General features: G+C 43.8%; 14 protein-coding genes. 11 read left to right on the top strand and 3 right to left on the bottom strand.

The genetic code is table 11. The annotated features are described in order from the left end of the window. Window positions 1-151: 151 nt before the first annotated feature. The 11 genes from BN1546_RS02280 (at window position 152) to BN1546_RS02230 (ending at window position 12,194) form a co-directional block, all read left to right on the top strand. On the top strand, window positions 152-1,495 hold the full coding sequence (locus BN1546_RS02280) for an ABC transporter substrate-binding protein (protein WP_013370547.1): 1,344 nt from the start codon (window positions 152-154) through the stop codon (window positions 1,493-1,495). A 93-nt stretch (window positions 1,496-1,588) separates the two neighbouring features. Then, window positions 1,589-2,479, top strand: coding sequence for a carbohydrate ABC transporter permease (locus tag BN1546_RS02275; RefSeq protein ID WP_013370548.1), 891 nt, complete (start codon window positions 1,589-1,591; stop codon window positions 2,477-2,479). A 27-nt stretch (window positions 2,480-2,506) separates the two neighbouring features. Further along, complete coding sequence (locus BN1546_RS02270; protein WP_013370549.1) at window positions 2,507-3,349, top strand: carbohydrate ABC transporter permease; 843 nt, start codon at window positions 2,507-2,509, stop codon at window positions 3,347-3,349. 86 nt (window positions 3,350-3,435) lie between these two features. Further along, the gene (locus tag BN1546_RS02265; RefSeq protein WP_090735653.1) at window positions 3,436-4,821 is read left to right on the top strand and encodes an arabinan endo-1,5-alpha-L-arabinosidase; all 1,386 of its coding nucleotides are present in this window, start codon (window positions 3,436-3,438) and stop codon (window positions 4,819-4,821) included. Window positions 4,822-4,861: 40 nt separating this feature from the next. After that, window positions 4,862-5,833, top strand: a complete 972-nt coding sequence (locus tag BN1546_RS02260) for a glycoside hydrolase family 43 protein (protein ID WP_058829425.1) — start codon at window positions 4,862-4,864, stop codon at window positions 5,831-5,833. Window positions 5,834-6,177: 344 nt separating this feature from the next. Next, on the top strand, window positions 6,178-8,286 hold the full coding sequence (locus BN1546_RS02255) for a class I SAM-dependent methyltransferase (RefSeq protein WP_090735649.1): 2,109 nt from the start codon (window positions 6,178-6,180) through the stop codon (window positions 8,284-8,286). A gap of 86 nt (window positions 8,287-8,372) precedes the next feature. Continuing rightward, entirely contained in the window at window positions 8,373-8,912 is a 540-nt protein-coding gene (locus BN1546_RS02250) for a GrpB family protein (RefSeq protein WP_013370553.1), read from the top strand. Window positions 8,913-8,934: 22 nt separating this feature from the next. Continuing rightward, window positions 8,935-9,588 (top strand): hypothetical protein, encoded by a 654-nt coding sequence (locus BN1546_RS02245; protein WP_014599644.1) that lies wholly within the window; start codon window positions 8,935-8,937, stop codon window positions 9,586-9,588. A gap of 92 nt (window positions 9,589-9,680) precedes the next feature. After that, window positions 9,681-10,106, top strand: coding sequence for a VOC family protein (locus tag BN1546_RS02240; protein WP_013370555.1), 426 nt, complete (start codon window positions 9,681-9,683; stop codon window positions 10,104-10,106). Between the two features lie 234 nt (window positions 10,107-10,340). Next, window positions 10,341-10,814: a MarR family transcriptional regulator gene (locus BN1546_RS02235; protein ID WP_090735647.1), complete on the top strand. Its 474-nt coding sequence runs from the start codon at window positions 10,341-10,343 to the stop codon at window positions 10,812-10,814. Between the two features lie 144 nt (window positions 10,815-10,958). Continuing rightward, entirely contained in the window at window positions 10,959-12,194 is a 1,236-nt protein-coding gene (locus BN1546_RS02230) for an MFS transporter (protein WP_090735645.1), read from the top strand. Window positions 12,195-12,369: 175 nt separating this feature from the next. On the opposite strand, the gene nrdF is transcribed toward BN1546_RS02230, so the two are convergent. The 3 genes from nrdF to nrdI form a co-directional block, all read right to left on the bottom strand. Next, window positions 12,370-13,335 (bottom strand): class 1b ribonucleoside-diphosphate reductase subunit beta, encoded by a 966-nt coding sequence (nrdF, locus tag BN1546_RS02225; protein WP_013370558.1) that lies wholly within the window; start codon window positions 13,333-13,335, stop codon window positions 12,370-12,372. A gap of 217 nt (window positions 13,336-13,552) precedes the next feature. Beyond that, the gene (gene nrdE, locus BN1546_RS02220) at window positions 13,553-15,637 is read right to left on the bottom strand and encodes a class 1b ribonucleoside-diphosphate reductase subunit alpha (RefSeq protein ID WP_090735643.1); all 2,085 of its coding nucleotides are present in this window, start codon (window positions 15,635-15,637) and stop codon (window positions 13,553-13,555) included. Further along, window positions 15,624-15,983, bottom strand: coding sequence for a class Ib ribonucleoside-diphosphate reductase assembly flavoprotein NrdI (gene nrdI, locus BN1546_RS02215; RefSeq protein WP_013370560.1), 360 nt, complete (start codon window positions 15,981-15,983; stop codon window positions 15,624-15,626). Before nrdI ends, nrdE begins: the two co-directional genes overlap by 14 nt. Window positions 15,984-16,202 lie beyond the last annotated feature (219 nt).

The raw sequence follows: 16,202 nt of genomic DNA, 5'->3' as shown, positions 1-16,202 counted from the left end.
TGTTAATTATACGGTACATGAGAGGGATGATAATCACAGCGGCAATCAACAACGGGTTGTGTACCGCACAGTTAAAGATTAGGCCGAGTGGTATGAAGTTAATTTAACACTTAATGTATGCGGTTTCATTTTAATTTTAGGAGGGGTCGCGTTGACAAAGAAAAAAGGTTTTGCGCTAACAATGGTTGTTCTGTTGTTAATGGTTGCTGCACTGGCAGGCTGTAGTGGAGGAAGTTCCAGTAGCGATGGAAGCAAGGAATTGACTTTCATGTTCCGTGGAGGAACGGATGAGCAGAAGGCTTATAAGGATGTTATCAAAAAATTTGAAGAAGAACATCCTGGTGTGAAGGTTAAAATGGTTGTGACGGCAGCAGATCAATATGCTACAAAGCTTAGAGCTGCAATTACAGGTAATAATCTTCCAGATATCTTTTATTTTGCCCCTGGGGATTTGAAAGCTTATGTTAACAGTGGGGTGTTGAAGGATCTGACACCTTATATTGATAAGAGCAAGGATATAAATCTGGATAACATCTGGAAATACGGTGTGGATTTGTATCGCTATGACGGTAAAATGGCCGGTCAGGGAAATATTTACGGTATGCCGAAGGACTTGGGTCCATTCGCTTTGGGTTATAACAAAACCATGTTTGAAAAAGCAGGCGTTCCATTGCCTGACAAAGACAAACCATATACATGGGATGAGTTCATTAAGGTTAACCAAGAGCTGACCAAAGATACCAACGGTGACGGCAAGCCAGATCAATACGGAACAGGCTTTAACGTTCAGTGGGCATTGCAAGCCTTTGTATGGAGTAATGGTGCTGATTGGCTGGATGAGAGCAAAACCAAAGTAACAATTGATGATCCGAAATTTGCGGAAGCGCTTCAGTTCTTTGCTGATATGCAAAACAAATATAAAATTACACCTGGTATTGAACAATCACAAACATTGGACACATATCAACGCTGGATGAAGGGCGAAATGGCTTTCTTCCCAGTAGGTCCTTGGGATATGAGTACATTTGAAAAACTGCCATTCGAATATGATTTGTTGCCTTTCCCGACTGGATCGACTGGCAAACCGGCAACATGGATTGGTTCTCTGGGTATCGGTGTTTCCTCTAAAACAAAATACCCGGATGAAGCTGTAGAACTGGTTAACTATCTGACTACTTCCAAAGAAGGCATGAAGCAGCTCGTAGATGCCAAGGTACAAATTCCGAATCTGCTGGATATGGCTGATGAATGGGCCAAAGACACAAAAACAAAGCCTAACAACAAACAGGAATTTATTGATATCGTAAATGACTATGGACGCTCATTACCAGGTAACTATACGTATAACGCAGAATGGTACGATATTTTCTTCACAGATATTCAACCTGTGCTGGATGGCAAAATTACGGCAGCAGATTATGTGAAACAAGAACAACCGAAGATGCAGAAACTGCTGGATAAAGCGGTGGAGCAAGAGAAAAAATCACAGAAATAATGCGTAAATAGAGGAAAAAAGGATGATGTTAGTGGCTGAATATCATGCTGCTAACATCATCTTCATTCCAAATCAGAAACAGAGGTGAGCCCTGTGATAACCAAATCTAATCTCTACCGCAAAGAGAAGATATATGGATACTTATTTATTCTTCCGCCTATTCTCGGTCTGCTAATCTTTACGTTGTTCCCGTTTGTCTATTCGTTATACGGCTCTTTTACAGACTGGGACGGATTAGGACAAATGAACTTTATTGGGTTCGACAATTTTAAGGATTTATTTAGCGATGAACTCTTTTACAAATCGATGTACAATACTCTTTTCTTAATGTTGGGTATTCCAATCGGTCTTGTACTAGCTTTACTGCTGGCACTGGGGTTGAATCGCAAGATTCCAGGTACGACGACATTTCGTGTGATTTATTATATTCCGGTCATTTCTTCATTGGCTGCTGTTTCTATTATGTGGAACTGGGCTTACAACGGAGATTATGGTTTGGTGAACCAATTCCTTGAACTGTTCGGTATTAAAGGACCTAACTGGCTGATGGATAAGGATACAGTCAAACCGGCCTTGATTCTCATGACTGTATGGAAAGGTCTCGGATATACAATGTTGCTGTATCTGGCTGCACTGCAAAGTGTATCTCGCTCTTATTATGAAGCAGCAGAGCTGGACGGAGCTAGCGGCTTCCAAATGTTCCGCAATATTACATGGCCAATGGTGAAACCAGTAACCTTCTTCCTGGTCGTTACCAACATTATTGGTGGTTCGCAAATCTTTACTGAAATGAACATTATGACACCTACAGGGGGTCCGGAATATTCATCCGCCTCAATTGTCTTCTATATTTGGGATAAGGCATTTAAAAACCTGCAAATGGGATATGCCTCCGCGATGGCTATGATTCTCGGCATCTTCATTTTTATCGTAACTTTGATTCAATTTAAAATGAATGAAAAATCGTCCTTTGATGGGGATTGATTTTCGCGGAAAGGAGTGAGGCTGATTATGTCCCATAGTCAAAAAACGAAAGTTACCAATATCATTATCTTTATTGTACTGGCGATTGGAGCGATTGCGATGATCGCGCCGTTGCTTTGGATGTTGTCCACTTCGGTAAAAGAAAAGCAGGATGTCTTTGCACTTCCACCAGTATGGATACCAGAGGTGTTTCAGTTCGGTAAGTACAAGGAAATTTGGGAAGCAGGTCCTCTGTTAAGCGGGATCAAGAACAGCGTGATTGTGGCTGTAAGTGTCACGGTTGTGGGTACCTTCACATCTAGTGTGGCCGCTTTTGCATTCGCAAAGCTGAGATTCCCTCATAAAAATAAACTGTTTTTGGCACTCATCGCATCCATGATGATTCCTTACCCAACAGTTATGATTCCACAGTTTATGATGTTCTCCAAACTTGGCTGGATAGATACGCTGTTGCCTCTGATCGTTCCCGGCTTGTTCGGTAATGTAGTTATGATCTTTTTCCTGCGGCAGTATTTGCTCAGTGTACCAGATGCTATTATCGAAGCTGCTAAAATTGACGGAAGCTCTTATTTCCGACTTTATTCGTCGATTACGTTCCCACTCATTAAGCCGGCAGTTGCGGCACAGCTGATCTTATGGTTTATGGGAATTTGGAACGATTACTTGGCACCGATTATTTACTTGAACTCACCAGAAACGCAGACATTGCAGCTGGTTATCGCGAATTTTAATGCGACTTACGCCATTCAGACAGACTATCCGCTTATTATGGCAGCTTCCATTATAGCCTTGTTACCTGTGTTGATTATATTCCTAATCTTCCAGAAACAAATTATTGAGTCGGTTGCCATTTCAGGTGTCAAGGGTTAATTGACACTCGCACTTGGACGATTTGGATGAATGATGGAACGCAGTCACCATATGTATTGAGCAAAGGAAGGAGGAGAATAACAGTTATGGTTATGCTGCTAATGCTGGGCCTATCCGGCTGTGGGGATAACACTCCGGACCCTGTATATCCGCAGGCTCCGCCTCCTGATCACTTGTATGATCAAAGCACGGTAGACGATGAACAGCGCTGGACTATTAACAATGCTCATGACCCAGCAATTATCAAAACAGATCAGGGATATTATGTCTTTTCGACGGATGTAAAGACAGGTGGAGAACTGAGGCCGGGTGTCATGGTGCGCAAATCGACCGACCTGATTCACTGGAACTGGGTTCAATATGCTTTACCTGGCATTCCAAAGGAAGCGGGGGCATGGTCATCAGCAACGAATCTGTGGGCCCCGGACGTCATAAAGATGGGTGATACCTATCGAATGTATTATTCTGCCTCTACATTTGGCAGCACACGATCAGCCATTGGGTTACAGACATCCCATTCCCCAGAAGGTCCTTGGAAGGATGAGGGACTGGTTGTTAAAACGGATGAGCATGACAAGCTGAATGCAATTGATGCTAATCCGGTATTGGATGCTGATGGAAATCCATGGATGGTGTACGGATCTTTTTTCGGCGGGATTTATATTACACCGCTTGATCCGCAGACTGGAAAGCTCAAAGAATCTGGTTATGGTAAAAATATCGCTGCCAGAGATCGGGCAACCGAGGACGGGGCTGTGGAAGGTCCGTACATTGTGTACAATCCTGTGTTCCGTAAATACTACTTGTTCGTCTCGTATGATTCTTTGTTCGAGGACTACAATGTTCGCGTAGCCCGCTCGGATTCCATCACAGGCCCGTACGTAGATATGAATGGACATGATATGGCAGATACCAGTTATTTGCCTCAATATGAGATTGGGACCAAGGTACTGGGCGGTTATCGTTTCAGTGAAGGAGAAGGCTGGGTTGCGCCAGGTCATAATTCCGTGCTGAAGGACGGAGACGATTACTATATTGTTCATCATGCGCGGGGAGAAACGGATAAGAGCTGGCCTTACTTGCATGTGCGCAAAATATTGTGGACGGCTGATGGCTGGCCTATCGTATCGCCGGAGCGGTATGCGGGCGAAAAGGAGCAGGATATACCCAAAAGATTATTATCCGGCAACTGGGAGCGCATCGTGATCAGGCAAGAAGTAGACGGTCAGCTTGAAGCTGAACCGCTTCGTCTGGAAGATGGAGGGCGGGCAACCAGTGGTTCTCTGGAAGGTCACTGGAGTTTTGATGGCAGACGTACTCTAACAATGAATTGGAGAAATTCGTCCGAAGAGTCAAAGGAGGAATTGCTATTGCTTCCTTCATGGGACTGGGAGCTTGGTCGCCATACTCTAATTTTTACGGGTATGAATGAAAAAGGAATTTCCATCTGGGGAAAACGTATCAGCGATTAATCCTATGAACTACATATTACACATAGAGGAGAGAAAAACCATGAATCAAACTGTATCCTTTAATAATCCGGTCATTGAGCAACGTGCAGACCCTTGGATTTACAAGCATAGTGATGGGTACTATTATTTTACCGGATCTGTGCCAGAGTATGACCGCATTGAGGTTCGGCGGGCACGTACTATTCAAGGCTTGAATACAGCAGAGCCAGTGGCAGTGTGGCATAAATATGAAACAGGTCCGTTAAGCGCGAACATTTGGGCACCGGAAATTCATTATATTAACGACAAATGGTACATTTATTTTGCAGCAGCTCGTACCACAGAAACGAAGGAAGGTCTGTTCGACCATCGGATGTTCGTGCTGGAAAATGATTCAGCTAATCCTCTGGAAGGCGAGTGGGTGGAAAAGGGACAGATCAAAACTCGCTGGGAGACGTTTGCTCTCGATGCGACAACCTTCCAGCATAATGGCGTTTTATATTATGTATGGGCTCAGAAAGACCCGGACATCGTAGGCAACTCCAATCTGTATATTTCAGAAATGAGCAATCCGTGGACGCTGCGCGGTGAGCAGGTTATGATCTCTACACCAGAATATGACTGGGAAATCATCGGTTTTAAGGTGAATGAAGGAGCAGCGGTTCTGAAACGGAACGGCCGGATTTTTATCAGCTATTCAGCTAGTGCTACGGACCACAATTATTGCATGGGCCTACTAACGGCAGATGAGAATGCAAACTTACTTGACCCGAAATCGTGGGCAAAGTCTCCTGCGCCGGTATTCTGTACGAATGAGGAGACAGGTCAATTCGGACCTGGTCACAACAGTTTTACTGTTGCTGAGGATGGTAGTGACGTTATCGTATATCACGCCCGCAATTACAAGGAAATTACAGGTGACCCGCTGTATGATCCGAATCGTCATACACGTGTTCAGCCGTTGAACTGGAATGAAGATGGAACACCTAATTTTGGTATTCCAGTGCCAGATGGCGTTTCCGTTAATAACTAAGCAGAATATATGCTAGACGATTGACGTGTCACATAGCGACGCTATAACTTTATAAAACATCGCAGGAAAATGATTTTGCTGCGTCTAACAATAGCAATGAGATATCTTCGGCCTTAGGCTGGAAGGTATCTTTTTGCTTTTGGGAGGGAGAGACGTCTCGGAAACTATGGGAACTTTAAATCAGGTTATGTGAAGCCTAGAACATGTCAAGCGATTAATTGATACAAATGTTTAATATTTTCCACGAGATGGAAGCTACAAATGTATGGTAAAGTGTAGGGTATACAAGATATTTTCCAAAGTCTCCTGTGCATACCGAATCCGAATCACACGAGGTGAGAAAAATGTTACAATCGTTAAAAGCCATTGCTAATTACAGGAAAGAAAGTGATCTGGCTTGGGATACACCGACTTGGCTAAAGCTGCTTGTTTCGGCTGAGGAGCGTATTGTAAATTTGGAGCGCATTCGATCCATAGGTGAGTTAAAGGATGCCAATCCTGTACTGGATTATGTGGAGCGCACGTTGCTTATTTTGGACGGACTTCCATTGTCATTCTGGGTTAAAGAGCTACTGGAGGATGTATTGGTATGGTCTGAGACAGCCAAAGGAGGCACAGTCCGCGAACGGCTACGTTGGCAGCATGAGGGCATTAATTTATTTGTACATAATATTGGCTCCTCCCAACTGTATGTCAGACAGGCTCAAGCAGAGTCCCCTGCCTACCCGCGCAACAGCATGACCCGAATTTTGATTGAGACGCATGGATTGATCGGACAGTATATACGGGGAGAAATACCCTTTGCAGAAAATCGACTGCTGCTCGAAATCACTCGTAAGGGCTGGCTGAGCTCGGAGGAATTGGAGCTTGTGTTACGAGCACTGAACGAATGCATTATCGCCGGTGTAGATCCTGCATTATGGGAACAAGTACGCGGTGAAGTGGAGCAGCTAATCGGCTGGATTGCCTGGGATAACGCACCTGTAGTCTGGAGTGTAAAGGAGCGACTGGAGAGATTGCGGTCGGTTTCGATTCATGAAGGTGAGCCGTTTGAGCAGGCTTACGCCGAGCTGGAGCGGGAGCTGAATGTAGAGAAGGCGCTGGCTCCGCTGGAGAATCGTACACTTTGGTATGTAGAATCAGCTTTGCAGGATTTTTCACTTCAAGAACTGGTTAAGGTATTTTTACTCACATTGAGGGATGGCACAGGGCAGGAACAGCCTGCAACGGTACGGCATATCAGTTTTGAATCACTTATGAATACGATGTATTATGACTATCGTGGTGTTAAGAAAATTAACGTATACAAAAAACGAATGATAGAAAAATATTTAAGCGCACTGTCTTGGCAGGATATCACAAAAGGAAAACGGAAGCATAATCCTCATTTGAGTGTAATCGTGGAGCACAAGGAGGAGCTGCCAAGTACCGTGTTTTTTAATTTTGTATTTTCATCAGCTGCTGAAAAATTGATCGACTTTTGTATTGAGGCAGAAAAGACGCCTCTGTATGACAAAGCAGTCCTGCTGCTGTTTGATCTGTTCGGATTACGGCGCGATGCTTATGATCGCTTTCACAATGAGGAGACGTACCTTACAGATATGAACCAGACCGCAGATTTCAAAAGGGTCATTCTGGATTACGTGACTGGAACCCGTATACTGGATATCGGACCCGGCGGGGGCGTACTGCTGGACCTGATCGAGCAGGAAAGACCAGACTCCAAGCCGTTGGGTCTTGATATTTCTGTGAATGTGATTGAGGCTCTTAAACGCAAAAAGCAATTGGAGCACCGTCGTTGGGATGTCATCAAAGGTGATGCGCTTCGACTGGAAGAATTTGTGGAAACGGAGAGCATGGACACGGTTATTTTCTCTTCGATTCTTCACGAGCTGTATTCCTACATCGAACGAGATGGAAAAAGGTTCAATTCACAAACAGTGGAAGCTGCTTTGCAAAGCGCTTATCGTGTACTTGCACCCGGCGGACGCATTATCATTCGTGACGGTATTATGACCGAACCAGTAGAGCAGCGCAGACGTATTCGATTTTTGGAGCCGGACGGAATGGAATGGCTGATGCGGTATGCGCAGGATTTTGCAGGTCGCCCCATTGAAATAGAGCGTATAGGTGAGCATGAGGCTGTCTTGCCGGTAAATGATGCAATGGAATTCCTATATACCTATACATGGGGAGCGGAAGCCTATGTGCATGAAGTGCAGGAGCAGTTTGGTTATTTTACTCCGTCACAGTATGAAAAATGTATTCGTAACACACTTGGTTCACAAGCGATTATCCGGGTGAGTCGCCACTATTTGCAGGAGGGTTATGCCGAAGCGTTGTCAAGTCGTGTTGAATTCATGGATGAGCAGGGACAGCTGGTTCCTTTGCCAGACAGTACCTGTCTGATCGTGATTGAGAAGCCAAATCCTAGGGATGAAGCAACTAAATGATTTTAATTTGAACAAGAGAATGCCTTCTGAGGTGTGCCGAGCGCACTGGGAAGGCATTTTTTTAGAAAACGAATGGAGGTGCGTTCATGTCCAAGCAGGTAGTGATATCCGAATATAATCCGCAGTGGGTAGCAGAGTATACACGAGAACGAGCAAAAATGATAGAGGCCCTCGGAGACGTATGTGTCGGCGTAGAGCATATTGGCAGTACATCCGTTCCTGGTCTGGGAGCCAAGGCTATTATCGACATTATGGTTGGAGTAGAAGATTTGGCGATTATTCAATCCGAACAGCGAGAGCGTTTACTAGGTATTGAATATGAATATGTACATAAGCCTGATTTTCCAGAGCGAGCTTTCTTTCGCCGTGGAGAATGGGGAGCTGGGACCCATCATTTGCATATTTACAAGTATAAAGGAGAACATTGGGAAAACCATTTATTGTTCAGAGATTACTTGAAAGCGCATCCTGAGAGCCTGCGAGGGTATGAGACTTTAAAAAAAGATTTGGCGCATCAATTCAAACATGACCGCGCAGCGTATACCGAAGCCAAGGGACCTTTCATTCGGCAGATCGTTGAGCAAGCGAAGCTTGAAAGACAAAAGCAGAGACAAATGGAATTTTAGTACGCATGAACAAGGTGGAGGTATGATGAAAAATATGATGCTTGATGCACAGGTAACGCCGAATGGTTTAAAAGAGAGAATGATGCTGCTATCAGCGCTGGATATTATATTGTCTTCAGAAGATTGGTTACGCACGTATCGTATGCAGTCTGAATGGTCTGGTGATGTGTGCCTGGGTGAGGTGAACAACGGCGCTGGAGATACGATTCATATGCTATGGACACGTGGAGGTGTGTTGTTGAAGGGTTTTGACCACGAATCCCCTGTAAGTCCTCATGCAAGAGACGAATATGAGGTCTGGCCGGGCATGTACGACGGTGTGCCTGATGATATGATGGAGCTTTTGGAAGATGAAGCGCTAGAGAAAGAGGACGTTACCTTTTGTATGTGGAGGGAAGCGGGAGATAAGGAGTGGCGTATGGGCAACGCGAACTTTCCTGAGGGATATGACGATGGCTCATCCTTTTTGCTGGGGAAAATTATAGTTACACCGGAGGAATATCAGGATTGGGCTGAGAGTTACTATGAGCTGCCGATTTCTCTAGGGGTGGTAAGCCAGATTTTCAACGGCGTTCCGATCACTGCCCAGATGATCTCTGCGCTTCATCCACAGCGTAACGTTACGGAAGTGGTAAAGGAGCTAAAACAGCTTGGCATTCAGGTGCATGAAAGCTAAGAATGCAGATTTGTTTTTCTTGACAAGTTTTGTATATAATACAGGAGAAATGGCTGGGTTAATCACCTCGAATTAAAGGAGCTGTGTTGAAGATGTCCAAACGTTTGATTCCTTACATCACGCTGGATGGAAATGCACGAGAAGCAATCGAATTTTATGAAGAGGCATTGGATGCCCAACTGCTTTTTATTCAAACCTTTGGGGAAATGCCGGAAAACCCCGATTTTCCCATTCCCGCAGAGGTCAAGGAACGTGTGGGACATGCTACCCTTAAAGTGGGTGAGACAGAGCTCATGTTTTCTGATACCTTTCCCGGCTCACCGTTTAGCAGCGGGAATCAAGTGAGTATCTGTATTACAACCGATAGTGTGGAGCAAGCTAAAAAAATGTTTGATGCTTTACAGCAAGGAGGACAGGTGGGAATGCCTTTGCAGGAAACTCATTTTAGTCCAGCTTATGGGAATGTAACAGACAAGTTTGGTGTCACCTTTCAAATGTTCACAGAAGCTCGATCGTAGTAAATAGAAAACGGCCCGATCCGCTACTATAGCGATCTGGCCGTTTTTTTGCGTGCATGTCCTTCGTCTGAAAAATAAATATACAATATACATACATAAAGGTATGGGGAGTGTTTGGATCTCTTTTTTTATGTATCGCTCAATTCCTAAAATAATCATTTTGTTATTGTTGAAATGGAAATAAAAATATATTATATTAAATTGTTAATGCACCAACGGGTGGGGGGACAGTCCATGAACAAAGAAGAACAGGTCATAATGGGTTTCAGGGACTTGTATAACAAGATGGTTTGGCTTAATAAGGATAAGATGGAGGACAGTCTTAAGGGTCATAAGCCTTCTGAAGTACATTGCATGGAATACATTGAAAAAAATGTACATTCCAACGTGACAACACTTGCAGAGTCCCTTTATATGACTAGCGGTGCCATAAGTAAAATAACTAAAAAGCTCATAAAAAAAGGCCTTATCGAAAGATACCAGAAGCCGGATAACAAAAAAGAAATCTATTTTAGGCTTACTGAGCAAGGGAAAGTAATCTATAAAATCCATGAGGAACTGCACAAAGAGTTTCAAGAGCGGGATAAAGCCGTATTTGAGCAGGTAACTGATGAGCAATTTGACAGTATGCTTAGCTTCATAGATAAGTATAGCAGGCATTTGGATGCAGAAATAAAGAAAAAGGGTAACGATATTAAGTCGAAATAAAATTTGAATAATGAAAATCAAACCATAGGCAGCCGGGCTCTATTGAGAACGGACTGCTTTTTTTATTTCCTGGGAAGGAAAAGTATGATACGATAATTTTGTTTCCTGGGAAGAAAAATCGCGACTTTTGAGGGGAGAATTGGAGTGTTCAAATTTAGATCACATAATGAACAGACCACAGAACAAACCGTAGATAAACACGCTTTAATATTCGGCCTTATCTCTGTGTTTCTTTGCGGAATAGGCTTCAGTATCATAACACCTGTCGTCCCATTCTTAGTGCAGCCTTATACAAGCAGTCCGGAAGAACAAGCCATAGTTGTTACGCTACTGACCTCTGTTTATGCATTTTGCGTGTTTTTTGCGGCTCCCGTACTTGGAGCTTTGAGCGACAAATATGGTCGTCGTCCATTGCTCTTAATATGCCTTTTGGGTTCCGTAATCGGGTACTTAGTTTTTGGTATAGGAGGAGCTGTATGGGTACTATTTGCTGGGCGCATCATGGAAGGTATAACAGGTGGGAGCATAAGCACGATCTTCGCATATTTTGCAGACATCATTCCTCCAGAACAGAGAACTAAATACTTTGGATGGGTGAGTGCGGTTGTAGGTGTCGGCACGGTCATTGGCCCAACCCTAGGCGGATTACTTGCCAAGTTTGGTTATTCTGTACCCATGTATTTTGGAGCAATAATCACTTTATTGAATGTTGTTTATGGATTCTTTTTTATGCCGGAGAGCCTTGACAAGAAACATAGACTGAAAGAGATCACCTTTGTAAAACTGAATCCATATACACAGCTTGCAAACGTACTTTCCATGAAAAACTTGAAAAGGCTACTTGTCTCAGCGTTCTTACTCTGGATACCCAACGGATCTTTACAGGCAGTTTTTTCACAATTTACAATGGATACCTTCGGTTGGAAGCCTGCATTAATCGGACTTATGTTTTCGATTATGGGATTCCAAGATATCATTTCACAAGGTTTCATCATGCCAAAGCTCTTGATAAAACTTAGTGATAAACAGATAGCAATTCTGGGAATGGTCTCGGAGATTATAGGCTATGGTCTTATTGCGCTATCTGCTTTGTTCTCATTCTATCCACTTATTATCGCTGGAATGTTTATATTTGGTTTTGGCGATTCGATCTTTGGACCTTCATTTAATGGGATGCTCTCCAAGTCTGTCAATTCTAGTGAACAAGGAAGGATTCAAGGAGGTAGTCAATCTATTCAGGCTTTAGCAAGAATGATTGGACCTATCATTGGAGGTCAAATCTATGTATCATTTGGTCATGCCACACCCGCTTTTATGGGTATGATTCTTATAGCGGTGGCCATACCAGTTTTATATAAGAGAACGCATGCAAATATGTAAACTACCGCTCGAAGCTTTCCGTAACCACCTGCATAGCAGGTAGTTTTAAGAAAATAATAGGGTTTCAGAACTTAGGAATAAGTTCTGAAACCCTATTTGTTTACAGTCTGAGCCATCCGCATGTGGATGGCTCTTTATAGTATCGCCTTGCTAAATTCATTTTACGTATGTGTACTTATACGCCAAAGTTAAAATCATCATCTGTTAGCGGCTCTACATTCATCGCCCGTACATAGCCGTTTCCTTTTTTAGAAAAGAAATCGTGCTGCTTGGTGTGGGTGCTGATGCCGTTGAATACAATGGGATTGACTTCTTCTTCTTCAAAAAGTGGATCAAAGCCCAGGTTCATCATGGCCTTGTTGGCGTTGTAGCGCAAGAAGACTTTAACATCGTCTACAAGTCCAATAGGGGCATAAATTTGCTCGGTATACTGTTCTTCGTTATTGTGCAAGTAGCGCAGCAAGCCTACCAGCGTCTGGTAGAGATCGCGTTGTTCTTCCTCGTCCAGTTCCGCATAAATCTCCTGTGCCAGTACACCTACGTAGACACCGTGTATACTTTCGTCCCGCAGGATCAGATCGATAATTTCCCCGCTGCATGTCAGCTTTCCCTGACCCGCCAGATAGAGAGGGTAGAAGAAGCCGCTATAAAACAAATAGCTTTCTAATAGCACCGACGCAGCCATCGCGAGATACAGGTCTTTCGGTGTGTGAATGTTCATATAATACTGACGAATGGTTTCAGCTTTCGTTTGGAGATGCGGATTTTCTTCCACCCAGCGGAATACACCGTCAATTTCTTCCGTGGAAGCCAGGGTTGTAAAGATGCTACTGTACGACTTGGCATGAATTTGCTCCATCATCGCCATAAAGCTTAATACCGCTTTGCGTTGCAGTCCGTCCACATGCTCCATAATTTGCGGCATACCCACGCCGCCTTGAATGGTGTCCAGCAGGGTCAAGCCACCCAGCACCTTCATGTAGGCTTCTTTTTCGATATCACTAAGGGTTACCCAGGACATTTTATCGTCAGACAGCGGAATTTCATCATCCGTCCAAAATTGCATAATGTTCTGGTTCCAGAACATCAATGTGAAATCATCGTCCGAGCGGTTCCAGTTTACAGCTTGTATACCTGTCATTGTTAGCATTCTCCCTTCAGCTTGCGAGATTCCCTGGAAACACACATGAGAGGTTACCGGAGAGTCATCGTATGCTTGACATACGGAAGCTGTATCCGCAAGGGCCTTGTTCAATCCTGTAAAGGTCTGAACCACGCGCTGGATACAGCTTCTAATGCCAAGCATTCATATCTATTCAAAATCTCATTTTATTCTATAGCTTGTTACCATGTATGCATTAGATAGAGCAAGTGAGGCACTCTTCCACAGACAGTTTTTTGGTACGTGTGTAGTATAACGATTTAAGTCCTTTATGTGCGGCGTACAGATAGCAACGTGCTAACTGACGCGTAGTCACGTCACTGTTCACATGAAGCACAGTCGAAATTCCTTGGTCCACGTGAGGCTGGATTTCAGCAATCAGATCAAGCACTTTGAATTGATCCATTTGATAAGCGGATTTGTAAAAGAATACATTATCCTTTTGCAAATACGGCATTGGATAGTAAGTTGTCGAATTCGCATAGGTACGAGTTTCGATTTGCTCAACAATTGGCATAACGCTGGACGTTGCATTTTGAATGTACGAAATGCTGGCAGTAGGAGCAATCGCCATACGATAAGCGTGGTACAGACCGTTCTTCTTGACATCTGCTTTTAGTTTGTCCCAATCCGCTTGAGTTGGAATATAAATGTCCTTGAACAGCTCTTGTACACGTGCCGTTGTTGGACGATAATCCGTGTTCAGATATCGGTCAAAGTATACACCTGTCGCATAATCTGACTCCTCAAATCCATAGAAGCTTTGTCCGGCTGCTTTTGCGATTTCCATACTCTTTTCGATGGAATGATAGTTCATCGTCATGAAGAAGGTACGGACAAAATCCTTCGCTTCATTGCTTTCATATGCAATCTTGTTCTTGGCAAGGTAGCCGTGCAGATTCATGACACCCAGACCAACGGAATGCATTTCACGGTTCGCTTTCGCAACACCTGGTGCATTAGCCACTTGGGTCATATCGCTGACCGAAGTGAGAGCAATCATACCCTCGTGAACGGACTCGCGGATTTTGCCGTGCTCCATCACATTTACAATGTTCAGGGAAGCCAGGTTACAGCTTACATCCCGGCGAATAATATCTTGTTGCCCATAATCGGCAATCTCGGAAGTTTCCTGCAACTGGAAGATTTCCGTGCACAGGTTTGACATTTTGATTTGGCCCACGTTTTTAAGAGCATGCGCCTGATTTGCGTTACTTTTGTTCATAATATATGGATAGCCAGACTCCAACTGAATCATGGCAATTTTCGTCAGCATATCACGTGCACTCATCGCTACTTTTTTCTTCACTCGATCGTCAGCGAGCAGTGTATCGTACATTTCATCCAGATCCATGTCGTCCAAATACGTTCCATAAGCCTTGAACACACTATAAGGTGCAAACACATGCAGCGGTTCATTATCTTGAGCCAGCTTGTAAAAGCGGTTGGGCACCAGCAATCCGATCGAAAGTGTCTTAAGGCGTACTCTTTCATCGGCATTAATTTTTTTACTATCCAGGAACTCCAGCACGTCCCATCCGAATATGTTGTAATAGGCAGCGCCAGAGCCTTTACGTTGACCCATTTGATCCGCGTAGGAGAAACCATCTTCCATCAGCTTCAGCACAGGCATAATGCCTTTTGCTGCGCCTTCTACACCTTTAATCGCCTCACCGCGTGACCGCAGCTTCGACAGGTTAACCGCCACACCGCCGCCAATTTTGGACAATTGCATGCAAGTGTTCAGTACATAGTTGATTGAGTTCAAAGAGTCGTCCATTTCGAGCAGGAAACAGGACACCAATTCCCCACGACGGCTTTTGCCAGCGTTCAGGAAAGTTGGTGTAGCTGGCTGGAGACGTTGCTCCATCATCGAGCGGGACAACAGGCGGGCCGTATCGGCGTTGCCGCGTCCCAAATGCAGGGCGACAGCAGCCACCCGGTCAGGGTAGTGTTCCAGGTAGACTTTACGGTCATTACTCTTCATTGCATAATCGGTATAAAACTTGGATGCTGCCATATAGGAAGGAAATTTAAAATTATAGCTATGAGTGATATGGAAAATATCGTTAATTTCATCAGCCGTATAGCTGTTATAGAAATTTTCGTAATAGTCATTCTCAATCATATACAGCACTTGAGCAGCTGTGTCAGCAAACTTCAAACTCCGTTCTTGAACTTCCTTCATAAATTCTGCTACAGCCTCTTGGTCCTTTTCCAATTGGAAAAAGCCGTCTGTATCGCGTTTCATCAACATGTTGTTCAATTCAATATGCCGCAACTCGGCTCACCTCCTGTTTAAAACGCTCTACATCTCCGAACGTTCCAGATAATTCAAATTTGCTAATCACGGGGACATTATAATGGTCGGCAATCAAATCCGCACTTTTGGCAAATTTATCACCCCAGTTACGGTTGCCGCTTGCAGCTACACCAACAAGGTTTTGTGCATTTTTTTTCAAAAATGAAGATACCCTCTCAGGTATCTGTCCAAACCCGGTTGTATATGTAATGAGTACGTAAGGTTCTTCTATAGTCATTTGTTCCTCAATCTGAACCGCCGGAAGCTTGAGCTTGTTTATAAATCTTTTTACATTGCCGGTCTTGGAATCATAAGCAATCAGCATGGTGTGCAACCTCCTTAACAATTAACGAAAAAAAGAAAACGGCATTGCCAAGAGACCATCATAGCTGTAATCCCTTGCTGGCTGCGCCATTTAAGATTTTTGACTCTATATTTACATGTATTTTCATACCTTTATCTTCAAGATATCGGGCATAAATACGTTTTTTACACTATATTTAGAGTACATTCTCTATTTTATATCTATATATAGTTTTGTCAA

Origin of the sequence: Paenibacillus sp. Mc5Re-14 (assembly GCF_001049835.1) — a bacterium.
Classification (GTDB): Bacteria; Bacillota; Bacilli; order Paenibacillales; family Paenibacillaceae; genus Paenibacillus; species Paenibacillus polymyxa_C.
This window is presented reverse-complemented; position numbering and strand designations above follow the sequence as displayed.

Coding starts and splice junctions, on each gene's coding strand:
- BN1546_RS02240 (WP_013370555.1), top strand. CDS start 9,681: ATGTCCAAACGTTTGATTCCTTACATCACGCTGGATGGAAATGCACGA.
- BN1546_RS02265 (WP_090735653.1), top strand. CDS start 3,436: ATGGTTATGCTGCTAATGCTGGGCCTATCCGGCTGTGGGGATAACACT.
- BN1546_RS02235 (WP_090735647.1), top strand. CDS start 10,341: ATGAACAAAGAAGAACAGGTCATAATGGGTTTCAGGGACTTGTATAAC.
- BN1546_RS02245 (WP_014599644.1), top strand. CDS start 8,935: ATGATGAAAAATATGATGCTTGATGCACAGGTAACGCCGAATGGTTTA.
- BN1546_RS02250 (WP_013370553.1), top strand. CDS start 8,373: ATGTCCAAGCAGGTAGTGATATCCGAATATAATCCGCAGTGGGTAGCA.
- BN1546_RS02270 (WP_013370549.1), top strand. CDS start 2,507: ATGTCCCATAGTCAAAAAACGAAAGTTACCAATATCATTATCTTTATT.
- nrdI (WP_013370560.1), bottom strand. CDS start 15,983: ATGCTGATTGCTTATGATTCCAAGACCGGCAATGTAAAAAGATTTATA.
- BN1546_RS02255 (WP_090735649.1), top strand. CDS start 6,178: ATGTTACAATCGTTAAAAGCCATTGCTAATTACAGGAAAGAAAGTGAT.
- nrdF (WP_013370558.1), bottom strand. CDS start 13,335: ATGACAGGTATACAAGCTGTAAACTGGAACCGCTCGGACGATGATTTC.
- BN1546_RS02260 (WP_058829425.1), top strand. CDS start 4,862: ATGAATCAAACTGTATCCTTTAATAATCCGGTCATTGAGCAACGTGCA.